At 33.1% G+C, this 17,114-nt stretch carries 16 protein-coding genes; 5 read left to right on the top strand and 11 right to left on the bottom strand.

All coding sequences use genetic code 11. The annotated features are described in order from the left end of the window. The first annotated feature begins 21 nt into the window (after window positions 1-21). From DIS18_RS03855 to DIS18_RS03840, 4 genes are all read left to right on the top strand, one after another. Complete coding sequence (locus tag DIS18_RS03855; RefSeq protein ID WP_109351706.1) at window positions 22-2,823, top strand: TonB-dependent receptor; 2,802 nt, start codon at window positions 22-24, stop codon at window positions 2,821-2,823. Between the two features lie 62 nt (window positions 2,824-2,885). Continuing rightward, window positions 2,886-4,319: a DUF5689 domain-containing protein gene (locus tag DIS18_RS03850; protein WP_109351705.1), complete on the top strand. Its 1,434-nt coding sequence runs from the start codon at window positions 2,886-2,888 to the stop codon at window positions 4,317-4,319. A 25-nt stretch (window positions 4,320-4,344) separates the two neighbouring features. Further along, window positions 4,345-6,165: a glycoside hydrolase family 2 TIM barrel-domain containing protein gene (locus DIS18_RS03845; protein WP_109351704.1), complete on the top strand. Its 1,821-nt coding sequence runs from the start codon at window positions 4,345-4,347 to the stop codon at window positions 6,163-6,165. A gap of 79 nt (window positions 6,166-6,244) precedes the next feature. Then, window positions 6,245-6,622, top strand: coding sequence for a hypothetical protein (locus DIS18_RS03840; protein WP_109351703.1), 378 nt, complete (start codon window positions 6,245-6,247; stop codon window positions 6,620-6,622). Here the strand turns inward: DIS18_RS03840 and DIS18_RS03835 are convergent, their stop codons facing one another. Next, a complete protein-coding gene (locus DIS18_RS03835; protein WP_109351702.1) occupies window positions 6,623-7,591 on the bottom strand; it encodes an endonuclease/exonuclease/phosphatase family protein in 969 nt (322 codons plus the stop codon). 92 nt (window positions 7,592-7,683) lie between these two features. Between DIS18_RS03835 and hflX the strand changes: the two genes are divergently transcribed. Next, complete coding sequence (gene hflX / locus DIS18_RS03830) at window positions 7,684-8,883, top strand: GTPase HflX (RefSeq protein WP_109351701.1); 1,200 nt, start codon at window positions 7,684-7,686, stop codon at window positions 8,881-8,883. 162 nt (window positions 8,884-9,045) lie between these two features. On the opposite strand, the gene DIS18_RS03825 is transcribed toward hflX, so the two are convergent. The 10 genes from DIS18_RS03825 to DIS18_RS03780 all read right to left on the bottom strand — a co-directional run bounded on the left by DIS18_RS03825 (window position 9,046) and on the right by DIS18_RS03780 (window position 17,103). Then, window positions 9,046-9,972 carry a DUF3078 domain-containing protein gene (locus DIS18_RS03825; protein ID WP_109351700.1) on the bottom strand — a complete coding sequence of 309 codons (927 nt, stop codon included), beginning with the start codon at window positions 9,970-9,972 and terminating at the stop codon, window positions 9,046-9,048. A gap of 132 nt (window positions 9,973-10,104) precedes the next feature. After that, the gene (locus tag DIS18_RS03820) at window positions 10,105-10,611 is read right to left on the bottom strand and encodes a DUF2480 family protein (RefSeq protein ID WP_109351699.1); all 507 of its coding nucleotides are present in this window, start codon (window positions 10,609-10,611) and stop codon (window positions 10,105-10,107) included. Window positions 10,612-10,675: 64 nt separating this feature from the next. After that, window positions 10,676-10,999: an SUF system Fe-S cluster assembly protein gene (locus DIS18_RS03815; RefSeq protein WP_109351698.1), complete on the bottom strand. Its 324-nt coding sequence runs from the start codon at window positions 10,997-10,999 to the stop codon at window positions 10,676-10,678. Between the two features lie 69 nt (window positions 11,000-11,068). Continuing rightward, window positions 11,069-11,491: a SufE family protein gene (locus DIS18_RS03810; RefSeq protein WP_109351697.1), complete on the bottom strand. Its 423-nt coding sequence runs from the start codon at window positions 11,489-11,491 to the stop codon at window positions 11,069-11,071. Window positions 11,492-11,530: 39 nt separating this feature from the next. Beyond that, entirely contained in the window at window positions 11,531-11,953 is a 423-nt protein-coding gene (locus tag DIS18_RS03805) for a hypothetical protein (RefSeq protein ID WP_109351696.1), read from the bottom strand. Window positions 11,954-12,040: 87 nt separating this feature from the next. Next, on the bottom strand, window positions 12,041-13,117 hold the full coding sequence (locus DIS18_RS03800; RefSeq protein ID WP_109351695.1) for a zinc metalloprotease: 1,077 nt from the start codon (window positions 13,115-13,117) through the stop codon (window positions 12,041-12,043). A gap of 156 nt (window positions 13,118-13,273) precedes the next feature. After that, complete coding sequence (locus DIS18_RS03795) at window positions 13,274-14,488, bottom strand: aminotransferase class V-fold PLP-dependent enzyme (protein ID WP_109351694.1); 1,215 nt, start codon at window positions 14,486-14,488, stop codon at window positions 13,274-13,276. Window positions 14,489-14,603: 115 nt separating this feature from the next. Beyond that, window positions 14,604-15,917, bottom strand: coding sequence for a Fe-S cluster assembly protein SufD (gene sufD, locus DIS18_RS03790; protein ID WP_109351693.1), 1,314 nt, complete (start codon window positions 15,915-15,917; stop codon window positions 14,604-14,606). Window positions 15,918-15,926: 9 nt separating this feature from the next. Further along, window positions 15,927-16,679, bottom strand: coding sequence for a Fe-S cluster assembly ATPase SufC (sufC, locus tag DIS18_RS03785; RefSeq protein ID WP_109351692.1), 753 nt, complete (start codon window positions 16,677-16,679; stop codon window positions 15,927-15,929). Window position 16,680: 1 nt separating this feature from the next. Further along, window positions 16,681-17,103, bottom strand: a complete 423-nt coding sequence (locus tag DIS18_RS03780; RefSeq protein ID WP_109351691.1) for a hypothetical protein — start codon at window positions 17,101-17,103, stop codon at window positions 16,681-16,683. Between the last annotated feature and the right edge of the window lie 11 nt (window positions 17,104-17,114).

The raw sequence follows: 17,114 nt of genomic DNA, 5'->3' as shown, positions 1-17,114 counted from the left end.
ATTGGTGTCTTAAAGATAACTATGAATAAATTAACCCTCATTATTTTATTCGGAATTCTTTCCATGTCCCTCAATTCTCAACAAGCTATTGTTAAAGGAAGTGTTAAGGATGCGGTATCATTTCAGCCTGTTTTAAATGTTACGGTTGAGTTAGAAAACACGGATTTAGTTATATTAACTGATGTTCAAGGAGAGTTTGTTTTTTCTTCCAATATTCCTTTAGGTGAACAATTTTTAAAAATTTCTAAATCAGGATATACCAGCAAACGCTTTCCAATAATTGTTAATGAAGGACAAACAATAGATATAAGTGATATGACTTTAGAGCGCGATTTATCTCAAAGTCAAGATTTATTTACCATTACATTGTCTGATGATGAATTAGATAACGATGCTAGTGGCGCTGATAATATAACAGGCTTACTATCATCATCTCTAGATGTGTTTCAGCGAACAGCAGCTTTTGAGTTTAGCCAATCTTTTTTCAGGTTAAGAGGTCTCGATTCTGAAAATGGTTCTGTACTTATTAATGGAATTTCTATGAATAAACTCTATAGTGGCAGACCACAATGGAGTAATTGGGGTGGTTTAAATGATGTGATGCGAAATCAAGAATTAACTTCTGGATTAGCACCATCTGATTATAATTTTGGAGGTATTTTAGGAACTACTAATATTAATGTTAGAGCATCAAGAGCTAGGGAAGGCGGACGTATAACATATTCATCATCTAACAGAAGTTATACCAATAGATTAATGGCTACTTATGCTTCAGGATTGTTACAAAACAATTGGGCATATACTATCTCTTTAGGAAGACGATGGGGGAATGAAGGTTATCAAGATGCTACAATTTATGATGCTAATTCATTTTTTCTTTCGGTTGAAAAGAAATTAAATGAAAAGCATAGTTTGAATTTTACAGGCATGTATGCACCTAATCGTAGAGGTAAATCGTCTCCCAATACCCAAGAGGTTTTCGATTTAAAAGATATTAGATATAATGAATATTGGGGTTGGCAAGATGGTGAAAAACGAAATTCTAGAATTAAAGAAGTTGAAGAGCCTATTTTTATGTTGAATCATTATTGGGACATATCTTCAAAAACCAGATTAAATACAAATGTTGCTTACCAATTTGGTAAACAAGGGAATAGTAGATTAGATAATAACGGAACAGATTTAATAAATGGTTTTCCAGAAGGCGGTGGAGCAAACCCTAGTCCTACCTATTATCAAAAACTGCCAAGTTATTTTGAACGTAATTTTCCTAATGATTTACAGTTTGCTTACACAGCATTGCAGGAATTTCAAGATAATGGTCAAATAGATTGGAGTGCACTTTATCAAGCCAATATTTCTAATAGTCAAAATGGAGGAAACGCTACTTATGCCTTATATGAAGATCGAGTAGATGACACACAATTTACTATTAACTCCATTTTTAATACTGAGCTGAATGATGATGTAGTTTTAAATGCTGCTATAAATTACCAAAGCTTGAAATCTGAAAATTTTGCAGAGGTTATAGATTTATTAGGAGCTGAAACCTATTTGGATATAGATCAATTTGCAACTGATATTGACGAGGCGCAAAATGACTTACAAAACCCAAATCGATTAGTTGGTGAAGGCGATAAATTCAAATACAATTATATTTTTTTTGCAAATGTGATAAACGGATTTATTCAAGCGCAAGCCACTTTTAATAAATTAGACTTCCATATGTCTTGGAGTCTATCTAATACACAATACCAAAGAGAAGGGTTATATCAAAATGGAGCATTTCCTGACAACTCTTTTGGAAAAGCCAAAAAAATTAATTTTACTGGATTTGGCGCAAAAACAGGTCTAACTTATAAAATTTCAGGAAAGCATTTACTAAATGCAAACGGAGGATACATTTCAAAAGCACCTTCGCTCAGGAACACCTATTCCAATTCTCGTGAAAATCATAATATCGTCCCAAATATTACTAATGAAAAGATTTTATCTACTGATGTAAGTTATATTTTTCGTTCGCCAATAATCAAAGCAAAACTTACAGGATATTACACCAAAATTAAAGACGCTAATGAAATTTCATTCTTTTTCGCAGATGGTATTGGAGGTGATAATGTAGCTTTTATTCAAGAAATTTTACAAGGTATAGAGAAACAACATATAGGAGGAGAATTGGGTATTGAAGCTCAGGTAACCCCTACTATAAAATTAAAAGGTGTGGCTTCTATAGGGCAATTTACTTATGCTAATAACCCAAATTTGTATTTAACTACTGAAGCTGATGAAGAATCTATTGCCGCTGGTTTTGTTAATGGATTTAAAGATTTCGGAGAATCTAATCTTAAAGATTATAAAATTGCTGCAGGACCTCACCGTGCATATTCTATTGGTTTTGAATATCGAGATCCAGATTTCTGGTGGTTTGGAGCAACAGCAAATTTTTTAACAAATACATATATTGATATAAGCCCATTAACACGCTCATCAAATTTCACAACAGATTTTGATGGTAATGTGTTTAATGATTATGATGAGGATTTAGCAAGAGAATTATTAAAACAAGAGCGTTTTGATGATTATATGGTTGTGAATTTGGTAGGAGGAAAATCTTGGAAAATAGGAAGTAAGTATATAAGCGTTTTTGCAAGTGTAAATAACCTTTTGGATGCCGTCTTTAAAACGGGAGGGTTTGAACAAGGTAGAAATGCGAATTTTAGACAGTTAAGAGATGATAAAGCTCTTAATACCCAAGTTTTTGGGTCTAAATATTGGTATGGTAGAGGGGCAACTTATTTTTTAAATGTGAATTATAGATTCTAAAAAACAAATGATTTGTCAGGTTGAGCGCGATCGAAACCTGAGTGAATCTAAAAATATAAACTATGAAAACAATTAATAAAACAGCAATAGCCTTATTAGGGATATTATTTCTATGTTTTTCTTGTGTTGAAGATGATGATTTTGGAGTTCCAAATATTTCAAATGAGGATCCAAATATTCCTTTAGAAAAACGCACCACTTTTAAAGCTATTAAATCACTTTATGAGCAAGCTGTAAATGGAGGGAATTCAACGGTAGTTATTGAAGATGATATCTATATTGAAGGTTATGTAGTGTCTTCTGATAAAGGAGGTAACTTTTTTGAAGAGTTAATCATTCAAAATAAAACAGATGATAGCAATCCTGATAACGACCCAAGGTTGGGCTTTAAAATTGATATTAATGTGAGCAGTTTATCTGATACGTATCAATTTGGGCAAAAAGTATATGTAAAAATGGAAGGTTTAACTATAGGAGAAACAAGTGGTGTAATTACCATTGGAAAAGGTGATGCTGCTAGCGTTAAACAAATTCAAGCTGCTGAATATAAAGATATAGTATTACGAAATAACGAAATTGTAAATATAATACCTAAACAAGTGGGTATTGCAGATTTAACTGAAGCTGATGAAAACACCTTAATTCAATTAAATAATATGCAACTCAATCGTTTTGAATTGGGTGCTACATTTGCTAGTGAATCTTTTGATGAATTTGATGGATTACGTTTGATGGAAAGTTGTGATTCTGGTATTCAAATTATTATGCAAACCAGTACGTTTTCAGATTTTAAAACACTACTAGTACCTCAAGGTAATGGGAGTATTATTGGAATTTTTAGTCGAGATTTTAGAGATGATTTTAGTGTAATTCTTCCAAAAAGTTCTTCAGATATTAATTTTGAAAGTGCAGCGCGTTGTGACCCATTGGAGTTTTCTTGTGGTCTTGCTTCAATAATAGGTTCAGAAAATTTATTATATGAAGATTTTGAGCCTCAAAGAAATAACAGGCCTATAGAAATAACTGGATGGACAAATTATATTGAAACAGGAACAGAAGCTTGGGAAGGATATTCTTCAACATCATCAAATGCATCGTTAGGGCGCTCTTGTAGATTTCAATCGGCTAGTTCTGGAGATGAAAGTAACATTGGCTGGTTAATTACACCAGCTATAGATTTAGATGCCCAAGATGGTGAATCCTTACGCTTTAAAACCTCTAATAGTTTAGCTGATAGCAGTTACATGGAAGTGTTTTATAGTGATGATTGGGATGGAACTGAAGCTGGTGTTACAGTTGCTACGTGGCAAATTTTGGCGGATGCATACGTGGTAAAAGATTCTGATTCTTTTGCCGAATGGTTTAGTTCTGGTAATGTAGATTTATCGTGCCTTTCAGGAACAATACATATTGCATTTAAATATACGGGAAGTGGGCAATCTACTTTTGATGGTGTTTATGAATTGGATGAGATTAGTATAGATTATGTACCTTAGTCACTTAAGTATAATTTCAAATTAAATGTTCAAAAATCATAGCTATTATTTTTTCTTAGTATTAACTACAGTTTTTTGCTTTTCTGAGACTCAAGCGCAAACCACTGTTCAAAAAATAGAAAACAACTGGACAATTCTAGTTGATGGTAGCCCTTTCGAGATAAAGGGAGCAACCTTTGGTTATGGTGATGATGTAGAAAACTATGATACTTACTTTAAAGACTTAAATTTCCTTGGTGTAAATTGTATTAGAACTTGGGCAACGGGAGAAAATACTAAGCAATTGTTAGATGCGGCTCACAAATATAATGTTAAGGTTATGGTTGGTATTTGGATGCGCCATGGTAGACCTGGGATGGAAGACGATGATAGTTTTAACTATCTTGAAGATAAGGAAGGAGCAGAGGATATGTATGTTAACGCTATTAATACAGTGGAAGAATACAAAAATCATCCAGCAGTATTAACTTGGGGTATTGGCAATGAGGTTTATTTAAATATGGCAACAGATGAAGAAAAAGAAGCCTATTCTAAACTATTGGAGCGTATTTGTAGTCAAATAAAAACCTTAGACCCAAATCACCCTATTACATCTGTAGAAGCATGGACTTTTGGTTTTAAATGGTGGCAAAAATATGTGCCTTCAATCGATATTTATGGATTGAATAGTTATGGTGCCGGAGCAGGTTATTTAGCTTCAGAGCTAGAAAAAACAGGTGTTGATAAACCATATGTTATTACCGAATTTGGAGTTACTGGAGAATGGGATATCAAAAATGAAAAGCATGGCATTAAAGTTGAACCTAATGATCAGCAAAAATACGAGTCCATCTCAAAAGGATATCAAGATTGGATTATTAGCAAACCAGCAAACATAGGTGTATTTGTGTTTCATTATGCTGATGGAGATAAATTTATTTCACCTTGGTTATTTACTCATTACAAAAAGATGTATCGCCCTCAATATTGGGCAATAAGAAAAGCATACACTGGCAGTGAACCAAAAAATAACGTACCAGTTATAGAAACTTTTACTTTGCCAGATGTTACAAGAAAAAGTGGTACTTGGATTCCAGTTACATTAAAAACTTCTGATGTAGAAAATGAAAAATTAAGCATAAGTTTTAACTATAATCAACGTACTGGGAGTCGTAAACGTCGCGATCAAATTAATCCACTTAATTTTCGTGGAAACTTAATAGAAGGGTATGAGATTCAATTACCAAAAGAAGATGGTGCGATAAAAGTATATGTGAATGTAAAAGACACTTATAATAATGTTGGTATAGCATCTACTTCCATTTTGGTGTTTGATGAAGAAGCGAAGAAAATTAAATATAAAGTACCTAAAGTTACATTACCTTTTTACGTGTATAAAGATGGAATTGAGAATCCTTTTGCACCATCTGCACATATGGGAAATTATAAAGCTATGTCAGTTGACACTAAAAATAAAACAGAAGTTTATTCTGGGACAGCGGCTTTAAAAATAAGTTACAACCAAGAGTATGATTGGTATGGACTTGGGTTGGTCGATCCAGCTAATGATTGGGGAGATATTCTAGGAGGATATAACTTTACTGGCGCAACTAAATTTAGTTTTTGGGCTAAGGCGAGTAAAAAAAATGTAACTGCTAAAATTGGTTTTGGTTTAATAGGAAAAGATAAACCTTATCCCGATACAGCAAAAAGGGTTATAGAAGTTAAGCTAGGTACAAAATGGAAAAAATATACTATTAACCTTAAAAAGCTAGATTTGAGTTGTATTCGTTCAGGTTTAGTCTTGTTTTCAAGTAGTTATGGTTCTTATCAAGATATTTTTATTGATGAGGTTGTTTTTGAGTAGACCATTTTTTTCCGAATAGATAGCTTCATTATAGATTGGTTATAAGGATTAGTTATACCTTTGTAATAACATAAGTTATATGACTATATTCGACACCTTTTTTCTTAATTTTTTTCAACACTATAAAACAAGAAAGAATAAAAAAGCAATTAAAATTGCTACGTTTTATGTGTCTTTTTTGCAATGTAGCTTATTACTACTTCTAGGTGTTTTTTTTGCGGGCTTTTTTATACAAATGCATGTAGACACGATGTCTTCTAGTAAAGCATGGACTTTATTTGTTTTAGTAGTTGTTTTTATTTTTTTTAAAAATTGGATGCAATACAGTGGTAAAAAACGAAATCTACTTAGCGCAAAAATGCTTAAAAAGAAAAAGCGTTCTTATAATATTTGGATACTTTGGTTAATACCTTTTGGCATTTTGTGTTTAACATACATTCTTTTTCAAGCTATTTAATTACTTCTTTAAAATAGCATAAACAGGAAAATGGTCGCTATAACCACCTTTGTATTTTTTTCCAACATACGTTCTAAAAGGCGCCCCTTTAAAAGGACCATTAAAAAGTTTTAAAAAAGCTTCATCAAAAATATCAGCTTTAAAAAACTCAAATTCATCTTTAGAACTCTTAAAATAATTAGTGGAAATTAATATTTGATCAAAAATATACCATTGGCGTTTATGTTTTACGGTTCCTCTGGTAAATGAGCGAAGGGTTTCAAACGGATTAAACAATCCAAACTCATCCGTTAAACGTTTTAAGCTATCATTTTGAGGCGTATCATTAAAATCCCCTAAAACCATAATTTTAGCAGCTTCATTTTCGACTTTTAAAGAAGAAATAATCTCACTAACTTTTTTAGAAGAAGCTAAACGTTTAAATTCCGTTTCTTTTTGACCTTCACGTCTAGACGACCAATGATTAATAATAACATGAACCTTTTCACCATCTAAAACGCCAGAAACCAATAAGATATCTCTAGTGTAATCAGGAGACCCATCTTCATCAGTTAAAGTAATAGTAAATGTTTCAGTATGCGAAACTTCAAAAATTGTGGAGTCATAAAGCATTGCCACGTCAATACCACGTTCATCTAAAGAATCAAAGTGGACATAATCATAATTATAATTTACTAAGTGCTTCGAAGCAATTAAATCTTGCAGAACCTTAGCGTTTTCAACCTCTGCTAAACCAACTATTGCAGGATGCTTTCCAGTTTCACGTCTCCCAATATTAGAAATAGCAAAACCTAGTTTTCTAAGTTTATTATCATAACGTTTAAGGGTCCATTTTTTAACAGAGCCTGGTAAAAAGTCGTTATCATTAGTATTTCTATTATTTTCTAAATCGAATAAGTTTTCAATATTGTAAAACGCCAAAGTTTGCATATCGTGGCGAACGGGAATATCTTCAAAAGGTTCTGTCATAGATCAAAAATAGGCTTAAAAATATAAAAATAATAATGCCTGTAATTATGTAACTTTGCCAGCATAATATTTTTTATAATCAGGAGGCATATATGGGATTAGAAAAGGCTGTTTTAATAGGCATAATAACCAAAGATCAAGACGAAACTAAACTCAAAGAGTATTTAGACGAGCTGGAGTTTTTAACCTTCACAGCAGGTGGTTATGCCGTAAAGCGTTTTACTCAAAAAATGGATATGCCTAATGCCAAAACCTTTATTGGATCTGGTAAAATGGAAGATGTTAGTAAGTTCATTAAAGAAAATGATATTGATACTGCTATTTTTGATGATGAATTATCAGCAGCTCAAGAACGTAATATTAGTAAAATACTTGATGTAAAAGTATTAGACAGAACCAATTTAATCTTAGATATTTTTGCACAACGCGCGCAAACTAGTTATGCCAGAACACAAGTAGAACTAGCCCAATGCGAGTATTTACTACCACGTTTAAGAGGTATGTGGACACACCTTGAAAGGCAAAAAGGTGGGATTGGAATGCGTGGTCCTGGTGAAACCGAAATAGAAACAGATAGACGTATCGTGCGTGATAAAATTGCCTTATTAAAAAAGCGCATTAAAACTATCGATAAACAAATGGCGGTACAACGTGGAAACCGTGGTAAAATGGTGCGTGTAGCACTAGTAGGTTACACAAATGTGGGTAAATCTACACTCATGAATGTTGTTAGTAAGAGTGAAGTTTTTGCCGAAAATAAGTTGTTCGCAACCTTAGATACTACGGTCAGGAAAGTGGTTATTCAAAACCTACCTTTTTTATTAAGCGATACAGTTGGATTTATTCGTAAGCTTCCAACACAATTAGTAGATAGTTTTAAAAGTACACTAGACGAGGTTCGAGAAGCCGATTTATTATTACATGTTGTAGATATTTCGCATCCTAATTTTGAAGAGCATATTGCTTCTGTAGAAAAAATTCTTGGAGAAATTAAAAGCGGAGACAAACCAACCATTATGGTGTTTAATAAAATTGATGCTTATGAAGCAGAACATATAGATGAAGATGATCTAGAAACAGAACGCACCGAAAAGCATTACTCTTTAGAAGAGTGGAAAAGCACATGGATGAGTAAAGTAGGCAATAACGCTTTGTTTATTTCGGCCTTAAACAAGCAAAATTTAGAAGACTTTAAGAAGCGTGTTTACGATGAGGTTTGCGAGATTCATGTTACGCGTTTCCCTTACAATCATTTCTTGTATCCAGATTATAATTATGAAGATATGAAGTAGTATTTGGGCTTTACCCCAAAAAGGGGTCGGGCTTTCACTACTCAATCCCTCCTGCGTCGGGGATTTCAAACATGCCGTTCAATCCCTAACGCAAAAAAATGCGCTTCCTTTTAAGGAAGCGCATTTTTTATAGAATTATTCTAATGGTTCTAAAGTAACGTATTAAAACTTGTAGCTTAAACCAATAGTATAGTAAGATTGTATATCATTATCAACACTATCAAAAGTATCTCCTGTATTTCCTAAAGTATTAATAGAATAGTTTAAAGCCTCTTGTTTGTTATTTCTTAAACCAATATCAAAACCAACACCAATCATTTTCCATAATGTATAACTAAATGAGTTAGTCCAAGTCCAGTTAGATAAATCTCCAGATTTGTAACTTTGGAATGAAGATAAATTAGTTTTAAAAGCAATTGCTCCAATTTGTTTAGTATAGTCAGCAACTATTTTAGCACCTAAAGAAGATTCAAAAATATTGTCGTTATCAGCAAAAACAAAGTTGTAGTTTATTGGGTGTACAACCACTATTAAGTTTTCAATAGGTGTCCATGTTGCACCAATACCAACATCTAAATAACCAGGATCGTTAAAGTTGTCTAGTATTGTTGTTCTGTATTCAGCTAATGCAGAAACTGCTAAGTTTTTAGCTATGTTTCTACCGTATAAAGATGAAATGTTAAATACATCAGTAGTTGGGTTAAAGCTGTCATCATCTGTATCAGTATCTTTATTGTCTAATTTTACCCAGTTTAAGTTTGTAGTTAAACTGTTTCTCCAGAAAAACTTTTCTTGAATTAAGTTTGCAAATCCGTTTACAGTAAATCCAATATTACCTGAGGCATTATTTGGAGTACCTTGAGCATACCAGTTACTAAAGTTAGATAAACTTCCACCAATAGTACCAAAAGCACCTTTTCTCCATCCTGGAAGTGCGTCAATTTGAGCTTGTAAAGCGTTAGCTTCTGCTTGAGCAGCATCAGCTATAGCTTGTTTTTCAGCTTTTTGAGTTTCTAACTCTTCTTTTGTTTGAGCATTCATTGTTATAACACCAAAACATAATACCGTTAAAAAAAGTATTTTTTTCATTTTAAATAATTTTAGTTTTAAAATTTTGAGCAAATATATGTTAATTTTTAACAAATGTTAATTAATATAAATGAAAAGGAGAATCCTTTTTACTTGTTTTAAGACCCTTAATAGAATAGTAAGTCACTTTTATTATTTCTTTTTGTATAGCGGAACAGAAGAACAGGCTTCACCATACATAATAGACTTTGCTACAGATTTTAATTTGTTAGAAAGCATAATGTAAGCATTTTGAGGAACTGGTTTGTTAGAACACCCTTTAACAATTATAGGCTTGTCTTTAAACTCTTTAACATCAAGATTATTAATAATATCCTGATAAATAGAGGTTTCTAGTTGTTCTAAATCTCCAACAATAATCTTTTTAGCGTAAGATTCTAAATGAATACTTAAAAGCATGTAAGCCCAACCTGGGATAATGGCATCAGTACTGCAAGTTAATGCTACATAATTATCTTGATATTTACTCCAGTTGAATTCAGAAACTTGTGTTCTGAAGTCTTTTTCACGAAGCACAAAACCTTCAAAAAGCCAGTCTTTAATATCAAATAATGCACGTTTGCCTTTAGGGTAAAAATCCTCGAGGTCAATGGTAACTAGTTTGCTATTCGCTACGCGATTTATAATTTCGTCTGCCATGGTGAAAGTTTAAAGTTCAAAGTAGTAAGTTACTGAATACTGCCACTGTTTACTGTCAACTGAATCAAAGCATCCCCAACTCCAACTTAGCTTCTTCACTCATTAAATCTTGTGTCCAAGGTGGATCAAAAGTAATTTCAACTTCAGCATCTTTAACATCATTTAACGACTTTACTTTTTCTTCAACTTCCAAAGGCAAAGTTTCAGCAACTGGGCAGTTTGGTGTTGTCAACGTCATTAAGATTTTTACATCATAATCTTCATTTACAAATACGTCGTAGATTAAACCTAGTTCGTAAATATCAACTGGGATTTCTGGGTCGTAAATCGTTTTAAGAACATTTACTATTTTTTCGCCTAATTCGGCTGTATCTATAACTTCACTCATTTTTTTTAAGTTTATGTGTTTATCTGTTTATTCGTTTAGAGCTTAACGCCTAAAAAACAAACAACTAAACTAATTTAACTGTGTTTGGTATGCAATGGCATACATTTTTAATTGCTTAACCATACTTAATAAACCATTAGCACGTGTTGGGGATAAATGCTCTTTTAACCCAATTTTATCAATAAAATCAGTATTGGCATCTATAATATCTTTAGGGTGCTGGTTTGAAAACGTACGAATCAAAATGGCTATAATACCTTTAGTAATTATCGCATCACTATCAGCAGTAAATTCAATTTTATCATCTTTCATTTCAGCATGAACCCATACTTTGCTTTGGCAGCCTTTAATAATATTACTGTCAGTTTTGTATTGGTCGTTAATCAAAGGCAAATCTTTCCCTAAATCAATCATATATTGGTAACGTTCTTCCCAATCTTCAAACATTGAGAATTCGTCTATAATTTCGTTTTGAATGTCTTCAATACTCATACACTATAATTTTATGCAAAAATACAACAACAAAAGATGCTATTCAATGTTTTCAACCACTGATAAGATTTCTTTAACTAAAGAAGCTATTTCTTTGGGTGGGTTTCCATGATCAAAACTTTGAGATTGATGAATTTCACCATTAGTAATAATCTTTAAATAAGCTCTTAGAGCACCATCCAATTGATGATTTTTCGAAGGCACTGTAAAGGTTGGAAGTTTTTCTAAATCAACTCTATAACACTCTTTTAATATTTTCTCCCATAATTCATCAGGGCATGATTTTGTAATTGAATTTGCTCCTCTTTCTTTACTGTAGTAAATTGTTTTGTCTTTAATAATAATTTGCAAGTAAGAACCTCTGGTGCTTGCCGTATATTCTAATGATAAATTATCTTGTTCTGCTTGTGGATAACATCCTTTGGCTAATGTAATTGATAAAAGTATGAGCAAAAGTTTCATATATTTTATTTTTATTGATAATAATGATACAAAAAAGACGCCAAATTTGGCGTCTTTTTAAATTATCTTTAAGAGAAAAAGAAATCTTTATGGCAACATACTTTCTCTAGCACCACCAGATGCAAATATTGCACGCATTCTAGCTTTTTGCCCTTCTGAGAACATGTACATACATGCATCATCAACATAATCCATATAATTCATTGTCATATCATTACTTCTACAATGCGCTGTTGGGTAAGATGGACAGCCATAATTTGGTCTGTCAGAGCTAGGTGTGTCAGCAACAAAATCATCTTGACGACATCTCCCGTCTCCCCAAATATGGCGTAGATTTAAGTAATGTCCTACTTCGTGAGTTGTTGTTCTTCCTCCATCAAAAGGAGCAGCAACATAACCTGTTGAGCCAAAATATTGAGGAGAAACCACTACACCGTCAGTTGCAGAATTCCCACCAGGGAATTGAGCATAGCCTAAAATGCCTCCACCTATATTACACACCCAAATATTTAAATGCGTTTGAGGAGTTATTGGAGGATAATCACTTTTTACAGCATTATTTGTTCCCCAAGAGGTTCTTGAATCTGGATGCCTGAAAGTTCCTGCTAATGTAAATGTAATTTCAGAATCAGCAGCTACACCTGAAAACTCTGAAGGAATTTGATTAGCATCATTATTAGTTTTTCTAAAATCATCATTCAAAATGTTTATTTGAGAAGTAATTTGGGCATTACTAATATTTTCATTTGAATTGCTGTAAACTACGTGAACGTAAACAGGTATATTTATTACGCCCAAATTGTCAGGAGTTGGATCTCCACCACCGTCTCCGCCGCCGTTGTTACCACCGCCGTTTCCATTTCCATTTCCACCTTTTTTACCTGCAATAAATGCACGTGTGTGATATTCTATATCATACATCTTTTTTGCAAGTCCGGGGTTTTGGTCAAGCTGTCTATTTAATACATTCATCGTATGACACGACTTAGTTTTTTCTTTTTTGTTTGTAGCCTTTGAAAGTAAGTCTTCGGATGTATCTGTATAAACATAAAAGTCGCTCATATCAACTTTAACAGATTGTTCCTCGTTAATTTCATTTTTGTCATCATCACATGCTGTGAATAGTAAGGCTATCGCAGCCATACTGAAAAGAATTTTTTTCATTTTTAATATTAATTTGAATTAGTCGATGCTCAAGATAAAATTATTTTACGAATTATCTTATAAATCCATAAAATATTTGTTAATTATTCGACAAACAACCATATATTGTTAATTATATAACAATAGATTTAATAAAATTTTGAAGTTATACTGAAATTAAGACAGCATCATTTTAGCTTTCTTAACACCTTCAACTAAAGCGTCAATTTCTGATTTAGTATTGTAAAATGCAAAAGAAGCTCTTACCGTTCCAGGGATTTTATAGAAATCCATGATAGGTTGGGCACAATGGTGTCCAGTTCTTACAGCGATTCCTAGCTTATCTAAAATGGTCCCAACATCATAAGGATGAATCCCATCTAGATTAAATGAAATAACAGATGTTTTATGTTTTGAAGTCCCGTAGATTTTTAAACCTTCTATTTCTAGGAGTTTTTTTGTGCCATATTCAAGAAGCTCATTTTCGTAGGTGGCGATATTATCGAAACCAATAGCATTCGTATAATCTATGGCTGCTCCAAAAGCAATGCCGCCACAGATATTAGGAGTTCCAGCTTCAAATTTATGCGGTAAATCTGCATAAGTTGTTTTTTCAAAAGTAACTTCGGCAATCATTTCTCCTCCGCCTTGGTAAGGTGGTAACTTTTTTAACCATTCCTCTTTTCCGTAAAGCATACCGACACCAGTTGGCCCACAAATTTTGTGAGCTGAGGTCACGTAGAAATCTACATCTAATGCTTGAACATCTGGTTTAATGTGTGGTGCAGATTGTGCGCCATCAATTAAAACAGCAGCGCCTACGTCGTGTGCTTTTTCAATAATATATTCAATAGGATTTATGGTGCCTAATGCATTTGAAATATGATTAACAAAAACTAGTTTGGTGTTTTCTGATAGTAGTTTATCAAATTCTGACATCACAAGTTCGCCATCTTCATTCATTGGAATGACTTTTAAAGCGGCTCCAGTACGTTCGCACAGCATTTGCCAAGGCACAATATTGCTATGATGCTCTAAAGCAGAAACGATAATCTCATCACCTTGTTTTAAAAGGGATGAAAAACCGTTTGCGACAAGGTTAATACCATGTGTTGTTCCCGAAGTAAAAATAATTTCGTGTGAGTACTTTGCATTAAAATGTGCTTGTATTTTTTGTCTTGAAGCTTCGTATAAATCGGTGGCTTCTTGACTTAAAGTATGTACACCTCGATGTATGTTGGCGTTGTAGTTTGAATAATAATCTACAATAACATCTATAACTTGTTGTGGCGTTTGCGATGTTGCGGCGTTATCAAAATATACTAAAGGTTTACCGTTTACTTTTCTGGAAAGTATCGGGAAGTCTTTTCGTATGGTTTCTACATTGAACATGGCGGATAGGTTAGCCCCGTAGTCGCCGTTCGACTATTTTATAGTCTTAACCTTTTTTGCCATTAAAAGCAAAAAAGATATAGCGGATAGCGGGGAATAGCTTCAAATAAAAATTTTATAAATCGAAACCAATATTTACACCCAATTTATTGGCGATAATTTTGGTAATACGTTGTTTTAATTCTGGAATTTTAACTGAACTCAATACGTTATTGCTAAACGCAAACATTAATAATGCTTTGGCTTCTTTCTCTGGAATTCCCCGCGAACGCATATAAAACATAGCACTTTCGTCGAGTTGACCAATAGTACAACCGTGAGAACATTTTACATCGTCGGCAAAAATTTCTAATTGCGGTTTGGTGTTTATGGACGCTTTATCGCTTATTAAAATGTTATTGTTTGCCTGAAACGCGTTTGTTTTTTGAGCTTCTTTTTCAACAACAACTTTACCATTAAAAACGCCTGTAGATCTGTCTGAGAATATGCCTTTGTAGTCTTGATGACTTTCGCAATTTGGCTCGATATGATGCACCAAAGTATTGTGATCCACGTGTTGTTTTTCGCCAATAATCGTAATACCTTTTAGAGTAGAATCTATACGCTCTCCGTTTTGGTAAAAGTTTAGATTGTTACGAATTAACTTGCCACCAAATGAAAAAGTATGTACAGAAGCGAAACTCTCTCTGCTTTGTTTAACGAAGGTGTTATCTATTAAAGATGCGTTTTCGTTATCGTTTTGAATCTTGTAATAATCAACAATGGCACGTTTGCTTGCGAAAATTTCGGTAACGCTATTAGTTAAAACAGGATTACTAGTTAAACTCTGATGGCGTTCGATAATTTGTACATGAGAATTCTCTCCAACAACTACCAAGTTACGTGGTTGTAACATAGTTGCCGACTCATTTCCAGTTGAAAAGTGTATGATTTGAATAGGTTTTTCTACAATCTTATTTTTTGGAATATGAATATATGCACCCTCACTTGAAAATGCTGTATTTAAAGAGGATAAGCTATCTTTTTCAGCGGCTTTATTGAAATAATTTTCAATAACTAATTGATATTTTGGCTTGCTTAAAGCAGCAGACATCAAACATACATCTATACCATCATGTGTGGTTTGAGATAAATGAGATGAGTATTTCCCATCAATAAAGATGATTTTATAAGTATCGATATCGTGAATGAAATACTTCTTCACTTGAGGATACTCCAAAGCGTTTTCTTGCTTAGGGAATACGCTATAGTCTTCTTTTAAAATACTGTTTAAAGAAGTATATTTCCAAGCCTCTTCTTTTTTAGAAGGAAATCCTTTTTCTTCGAATGTTTTTATAGCTTCAGATCTCACATCGTGCACATAGCTGTCTATATCAACTCTGTTTTCGAATGCTAAAAATGATGATACTAATTTTTCTTTTAAATCCATTGCTTGTTATTAAGCGTTCACTTCTTCTTTAATCCAGTCATAACCCTTTTCTTCTAGCTGATGAGCTAGCTCTTTACCACCAGATTTCACAATGCGTCCATTGTATAATACATGTACAAAATCAGGAACGATATAATCCAACAAACGCTGGTAGTGTGTAATAACTACAACAGCATTGTCTTTGCTTTTAAGTTTGTTTACACCATTGGCTACAATACGAAGTGCGTCAATATCTAAACCAGAATCTGTTTCATCAAGAATAGCTAATTTAGGCTCTAACATAGCCATTTGGAAAATTTCGTTTCGCTTTTTCTCTCCTCCAGAAAACCCTTCGTTTAAAGAACGTGATAAAAACTTTCTATCAATTTCTAAAAGTTCAGATTTTTCACGGATTAATTTCAACATGTCTTTCGCTGGCATGTCTTCTAATCCTTTTGCTTTGCGAGTTTCATTAATCGCAGTTTTCATGAAGTTAGTAACTGATACTCCAGGAATTTCAACAGGATATTGAAACGATAAAAACACACCTTTATGTGCGCGTTCTTCAGCAGCTAATTCTTCAATATCTTCGCCTTCAAAAATGATATTACCTTCAGTAACTTCATATTCTTCTTTACCAGCAACTACTGACGCTAACGTACTTTTTCCAGAACCATTTGGTCCCATGATAGCATGAACTTCCCCTGGTTTTACTTCAAGGTTAATACCTTTTAAGATACTTTTATCTTCAACACTTGCGTGTAAGTTGTTTATTTTTAACATACTATTGATTTCCTAGTTTTATAACGTTGTTTTCTTCTTTCGGATTTGGCTTTACGCTAAGTATTTCGTGTACTTCAACTTTATTATCCCAAAGAATGGTTTCGTGTTTATCGTTTGTAATTTTCCCTCGTATGGTTACTTGAACCATATCAGTAGGTTCCGTTTTGTATTTCTTAGCTTCTTCGTTTAGTTCTTCAAGCTTATCTGTTAATAGTACACCATAAATTTCAGCATGTGTTTGTAAAACGGCGGCGCCATCATAATATACAAACTCACCTTTTAAAAGTGTTAAGCCATCACTTTGTTTAGCTGTTCTTTCAGAGTCATCTGTAATGGTAGTTTCTTCTGATGTTTGAGATTTTACATCTTTTTTACAGCTTAAAAACGCTGAAAGACATATCAATAGAATTAATACTTTTTTCATTTTTTTTTAAT

The sequence above is a fragment of the Algibacter marinivivus genome, from assembly GCF_003143755.1.
Classification (GTDB): domain Bacteria; phylum Bacteroidota; class Bacteroidia; order Flavobacteriales; family Flavobacteriaceae; genus Algibacter_B; species Algibacter_B marinivivus.
This window is presented reverse-complemented; position numbering and strand designations above follow the sequence as displayed.